This is a genomic window from Rhizobium sp. Root1220 (genome assembly GCF_001426265.1).
Taxonomy (GTDB): domain Bacteria; phylum Pseudomonadota; class Alphaproteobacteria; order Rhizobiales; family Rhizobiaceae; genus Rhizobium.
The window spans coordinates 1-5,580 of the sequence record NZ_LMDG01000025.1; the positions used below are offsets into that span (position 1 = coordinate 1).

The following is a 5,580-nucleotide window of genomic DNA, read 5'->3' on the forward strand; positions in this document are numbered from 1 at the left end:
CCGAGGCGCGGGGCAGAAACGCGTTGGTACTCCGCCCGGAAAAACAAAATGGGCGGATGAGAAGCTAATGCGGCGAGTTTTTCAACGATATCCGCCAATTGCGGTCATTAACGTGAAGCTGGGCACGGTCCGATTAAGCTTCGCGATTGTCCGGTCCTGGAACTCAAGGACGGAACAGCGGCCACATAGTGCGGGCGACCTCAATGGCCTTCCGACCCCACATCCGCAGGTAGGGGGCGGCCAGACCCTGTATATAGTCGCTGACGGTCTCCAAGCGCTGTAACGAGCCGGCCGCCCCTAGCTTTAGTGCGTTCAGGCTTCGAGCCAGGCCGCCAGCCCATCCAGCGTCTGCAGCCCATACTCCACCGCGCCGAAGCCGATGACGGTCTGACGGCGTTCACGGCTCGGGTGAAGTTGGCGCATGGTCAGCACGGTCTTCCCGTCGGTCTGCTCATCGAACGTTATCGTCATGTAGAAACGCTCTGGATCGTTGGGCTCGGGAGTGCCGTAGTCTACCACGATCAGCTCGTTCGGCACGATCTTCAGAAAACGCATAAGGTTGGAAAAGCGCTGTGTTTTGCCTTCAAACACCCCTACCATGTCGAAGCACCATTCCCCGCCCTCGCGGATATCGACGTTGCGGTTCTCGATGGTGAGGCCTGCCGGACCGTACCACTGCGCGAGCGCTTCCGGGTTCATCCAGGCGGCAAAGACCTTATGGCGCGGGTGCTTCAGTACCTTCACGAGCACGATCTCACGGTCGAGCGACCAGGTGTCAAACAGCTTTTGCATCGTCGTTCTCTTTTGTGTTGTCCAGATAGGCTTCCAGTCGGTCGAGCCGCTCGGCCCAGCATCTGCGCTCCGCTTCCATCCAGTTTGCCGCCTCCTCGAACCGCGCTCGTTCAAGGCGGCACCAGCGGCTGCGCCCGCGCTTCTCGCTGGCGATCAACCCACAATCCTCCAGCACCTTGAGATGCTGGGCGAACGAGGGGAGCGCCATGTCAAAAGGCTCAGCCAGCACGCTGACGGGCATCTCTCCCTCGGCTAGACGCGATATCACAGCCCGGCGTGTCGGGTCGCTGAGAGCATGGAATGCGAGGTCGAGCGGGTTCGAATGAAAAGGCATGCAGATAGGTAAAGCGACCGCCCGGTTCGGTCAAGAACAAAAAGGTACTTGCCTTAGTGTCTGTACGTTATTACAGAGGTACTTACCTTAGTTTTCCGGAGCACCCATATGGCAGTTCGCGTCGATCTTCTTATCTCTCTCGATGGTTTCGCAACGACCACAGACCAGACACCAGACAATCCGTTCGGCCAAGACTGGTCGCGCCTCACGAGTGCCTATGTCGCGACGAGGACCTTCCAGGAGCGCGTGCTGCACGACAACAGCGGCAAAGGCACAACAGACTTGGACGACGACTATGCGAAGGACTACTTCGACAACATCGGTGCCGAGATCATGGGTGCCGGCAAGTTCGGGCTGCACGACTTTCCCGATGATCCGAACTGGAAGGGGTGGTGGGGTGACGAGCCGCCCTTCCACTGCCCGGTCTTCGTCCTCACCCATACGACGCGGCCGTCAATCGAAATGGCTGGCGGCACCACGTTCCACTTTATCGCCGCGACCCCGGTTGAAGCGCTGCGGATGGCCATGAGGGCCGCAAACGGCAAGGATGTACGGATAGGTGGTGGACCGACCATGTTGCGCGATTATCTTAAAGCTGGACTTGTTGACCGTCTGCATGTTGCGATCGCTCCAATCCTGCTGGGAGGAAGCATACGTCTCTGGGACGACCTGCGTGGCCTGGAAGCGGGCTATGATGTGAAGTCCGAAACCGCAGAAAGTGGCACCATCCACCTCACATTTTGCCGCTAGCTGGCCACCCACAAGCTACGGCGCTCATGGGCCGTGACATGGGCCCTACACTCCCTTCTAAGGCTGATGTCGCACAAGGTCCGCGTTTCGCGGCTGTACTGCGCATAGCTGCGCCTTGGCATTCCGCCACTGATGACCGGTTTGGGCCGACTGCGGTCTTCCGCTTCGCGCCATAAGCAGTCATTGGGCGGATGGTTGACACCTTCCGCAGAGATATTCAAAGCTTCCGCTACTCGTTCCGGGAGGCGTCCGGCCCATGGCCTTATCGACATTTGAGACATATCGGCAAGGAATTCTAGGGTTGCCTATGTCGTCTATTTGGCGCGGACATGGGTCTGCAATCTTTCTGGAACTTGGGCAACTGCATCCCGTTCGACGGCGCGATGGGTCGAGCGGTAGCCTCACGGGCGACTACACTGTCATGCTGGAATGGAGTTGGAGGATTGAAAACCGAACCTCCATCCTCGGCGGGAGTTGGAGCGATGAGGAAGGCTGGGACACGCTGTTCAAGTCGTTGATGGGTCAAACGGTGCAGGACATCTCTGTGTTCGGACGCCTTCCCGAACTTTCGCTCGCACTAAGTGGCGAGAAATACGTCGTGTCGTTTATGACCGCCGAGGGGCAGCCAGCATGGTCAATCTTAAGACGCACGGGCAGTGACGATCAAAGTCCCTCCCTCTCAGTCGCGGATGGAAAGATCGTCGCGGACCAATGAGTGCTAACTGATGAATGACGGCTTAGGGCCAAGAGTTGACCTCGGCGGCTTCGCGCCATTTGCGGTTATTGACAGTGGGACATGTCACCGTATCCTTACCAGCAGTTGCAATGGAGTGACTGCCTGCCATGCCTGGGGTAACAGAACATATAATAGATCGGGGCGATGGCGCTCGCGTTCAGCTATTCCAGACGCCTACGTCAGATCAACGGAACGGAGCGATACTGTTCGTCCACGGCAATCAGGGAGGCCTCCTTTTGGGTGGGAGAGAAGCGGTTGATGATGGATCGCTTATCAGGTTTTCCTCTCGCCTTGGAGTAACGGCGGCCGCTGTATCACAGCCCGGCTTCGGTGCATCGGACGGTCCTGCGGATTTCAGCGGGCCGACTACTCAAAAATCGATTGTTGCGGCCTTGGATTTCCTCAAGCGACAGCCATCGGTCGATTCAACGCGTCTCGTTCTTTATGGAAACAGCCGTGGTGCTGTCGCCTCTGCCATGGTGGCAACTAAAGTGGTCGATCTCAAAGCTCTCATCTTGACGGGGGGCGTCTATGACATGAGAGACGCTTACAAAAACAGTTCGCGAGGCTTGCAGCAAACCATCCAGAAGGAAGCAGGTCTCTCAGACGAGGATTTTTTGGATCGGTCCGCACTCTATCATGCTCATAACATCCGATCAGAAACCCTACTTCTTCACGGCAAATACGATGATCGTGCGTCGATCGATCAGGCTGAACGATTTTCCGAGGCCCTTGCGCGGGCGGGTGTTCCTGTAAGCCTTCACACGCTCGAAGGCGGTCATCGCCTTCCCCGTGAGCAGGTCACTCCCATCCTCCGGGATTTCCTTACCCGCGTATTCGCTCCGGTCGCCACTGTTCATTGATCGTCGCCCGCTTTGGGCCGACTGCGGTCTTCCGCTTTGCGCCATGAGGTGACATAGCGCGCGCTCGTTGTTTTACCGCGCTCCCGGCACGCCTGGCTCGCCCAGGTCCCAGTAAAGCCCTGCCATCAACGCAAGACCTTCACGGGCGATCGTGAGGGGAAGATGCTCGTTCGGCGCATGCTGGGAGCACCCTGGATAGGAATGCGGCACCCACACTGTCGGAAGTTGCAGAATTTCGGAGAAGATGTCGTTCGGCAGCGACGCGCCGAGGTTCGGCAGGACGGCGGGTTTCTTCCCTGTGGTGCGAGCCATCGAATCCACTGCCCAACTGACCCACGGATGCTCCGGATCGAGACGTGTCGCACGAAAAATTTCGTCGCTCGACTGTGCGATCTGCACATGCGAAAAACCATGGCTATCAAGGTGACGGCGTAGCGCAGGCAGTATGTCCTGCGCATCAATGCCCACGACGAAACGCAACTGACAGCGCGCCCAGGCTCGTGGCGGAATAGCGCCAACGGGTGTCTTCGGGTTCCCGGCCTCGAAGGCGAGTATCGCAAACGAGCACCACGCGAATACCTTTTCCGCGAACGTTAGGCCAGGCTCTCCCCAATCAGCGTCGATCTTCGGGCCGTCAGCGCCACTCTCGATCTCGCAATCCGCAAGAACACGCCGAACATTGTCAGGGATACTGTTCGGACGCCACTCCGGAATGCGAATTTGACCTGTCGGTCCGGAGATGCTTGCCAGTGCATGGGCAAGTTGGATTGCCGGATCGGAAAGAAGGCCGCCCCAGTTGCCCGAATGATGTCCGCCCTTGCGCGCGTCGATCCAGACATCAAAGCTGATAGCGCCTCGAGAGCCGAGAAAAACAGTCGGTCTTTCAGCCGACAGCCGGGGGCCATCAGAAGCAAGCAGCACGTCGGATCGGAACAATTCTTCATGAGCCAAGGCCAGTTCGCGCAGGCCAGGTGATATTCTCTCCTCTCCCATCTCGATCAAATATTTAGCATTGAAGCCGAGCTTGCCACGCGTCTCCAACACGGCCCGGATGGCACCGATGTTGATCGAGTGCTGTCCCTTGTTGTCAGCGACGCCACGCCCGTACCATCTGCCGTCCCGTTCGATCATTTGCCAAGGGGAGAGCCCTTCATCCCAGCCGTCAGCCAGCCCGCGGATCACGTCACCGTGCCCATAACCCAGTACCGTCGGTTGCCTCGCATCTTCGATGCGCTCGGCGAAAAGGAACGGCCAATTTCCCTCGGACAATGTGTGGCAGACGAAACCAAGTGCTTCAAAGGCCGGCCTGATCTCCGCCTCGATATACTGGATCAGCACCAGCGCGCGGTCAGGGTTCTGGCTCTCGGTCGGCATCCCTACTCGACGTGCCAAATCTTCCCGAAAAGCACCGGAATCAAAGTAAGCCTCTGCTCTCGCTATGGCTGCGTTGCGGCTCATGCCTCAACATAACATCCGACTAGTCAATTCGGAATGGCAAAGGGAGTCTTTGTGGATGCGGCCTTCAGCTTCCGCGCCAAGAGCAGTCATTTCGATATGAGGCGCGGGGCGATGAATTCAAAGACTTCGTGAAAGATAGGATGCCAATTTTCATCCAGCGATGAACGCAGTGGATGCCAGAAAAACGAGAAGGTATGACCATGGTCATCCTCGGTCGCATGACGCCAACGGTCTGGTAGGCCAGATGAATGCCATGCGAAAAAATGCCATACGGTGCGTTCTGGCCCTACCTCGGTGATCCCTAAAGCCTTCATGGCTATCGGAGCAAGCAATCCGCTTTCTTCACGGAGTTCACGTTCGGCAGCGTGTCGTGGCTGCTCGCCATTCTCAATTGTGCCCTTCACGAACTGGTTCCCCGCCGAGGGATGCGCAAATGCGAGGACTGTTAGACCTTGATCTGTTGTCCGAGTGACAATGGCACAGGCCTTTTCAACTTTGGTCATAACGCAAATTGGACCTCGAAGCGCTCGCATGTCAACGTCCGCTTCGGGCGGATATCGTTGAAAAACTCGCCGCATTAGCTTCTCATCCGCCCATTTTGTTTTTCCGGGCGGAGTACCAACGCGTTTCTGCCCCGCGCCTCGGCG

Annotated in this window: 7 protein-coding genes; 3 read left to right on the forward strand and 4 right to left on the reverse strand. The window is 57.7% G+C overall.

Going from position 1 to position 5,580, the window contains the following annotated elements; genetic code table 11:
- Positions 1 to 312: 312 nt before the first annotated feature.
- Positions 313 to 792 (reverse strand): SRPBCC domain-containing protein, encoded by a 480-nt coding sequence (locus ASC90_RS17045; RefSeq protein WP_056542722.1) that lies wholly within the window; start codon positions 790 to 792, stop codon positions 313 to 315.
- Positions 776 to 1,126, reverse strand: coding sequence for a metalloregulator ArsR/SmtB family transcription factor (locus ASC90_RS17050; RefSeq protein WP_056542724.1), 351 nt, complete (start codon positions 1,124 to 1,126; stop codon positions 776 to 778). Before ASC90_RS17050 ends, ASC90_RS17045 begins: the two co-directional genes overlap by 17 nt.
- Before the next feature lie 108 nt (positions 1,127 to 1,234).
- Between ASC90_RS17050 and ASC90_RS17055 the strand changes: the two genes are divergently transcribed.
- From ASC90_RS17055 to ASC90_RS28385, 3 genes are all read left to right on the forward strand, one after another.
- Positions 1,235 to 1,876: a dihydrofolate reductase family protein gene (locus tag ASC90_RS17055; RefSeq protein ID WP_056542726.1), complete on the forward strand. Its 642-nt coding sequence runs from the start codon at positions 1,235 to 1,237 to the stop codon at positions 1,874 to 1,876.
- Positions 1,877 to 2,183: 307 nt separating this feature from the next.
- Entirely contained in the window at positions 2,184 to 2,591 is a 408-nt protein-coding gene (locus ASC90_RS28380; protein ID WP_244480406.1) for a hypothetical protein, read from the forward strand.
- A gap of 128 nt (positions 2,592 to 2,719) precedes the next feature.
- Positions 2,720 to 3,475 carry a prolyl oligopeptidase family serine peptidase gene (locus ASC90_RS28385; protein ID WP_082519955.1) on the forward strand — a complete coding sequence of 252 codons (756 nt, stop codon included), beginning with the start codon at positions 2,720 to 2,722 and terminating at the stop codon, positions 3,473 to 3,475.
- 72 nt (positions 3,476 to 3,547) lie between these two features.
- On the opposite strand, the gene ASC90_RS17070 is transcribed toward ASC90_RS28385, so the two are convergent.
- Complete coding sequence (locus ASC90_RS17070; RefSeq protein ID WP_056542733.1) at positions 3,548 to 4,933, reverse strand: M20 family metallopeptidase; 1,386 nt, start codon at positions 4,931 to 4,933, stop codon at positions 3,548 to 3,550.
- An 86-nt stretch (positions 4,934 to 5,019) separates the two neighbouring features.
- On the reverse strand, positions 5,020 to 5,580 hold a 561-nt coding region (locus tag ASC90_RS17075; RefSeq protein ID WP_210172041.1), incomplete at its 5' end, for an NUDIX domain-containing protein.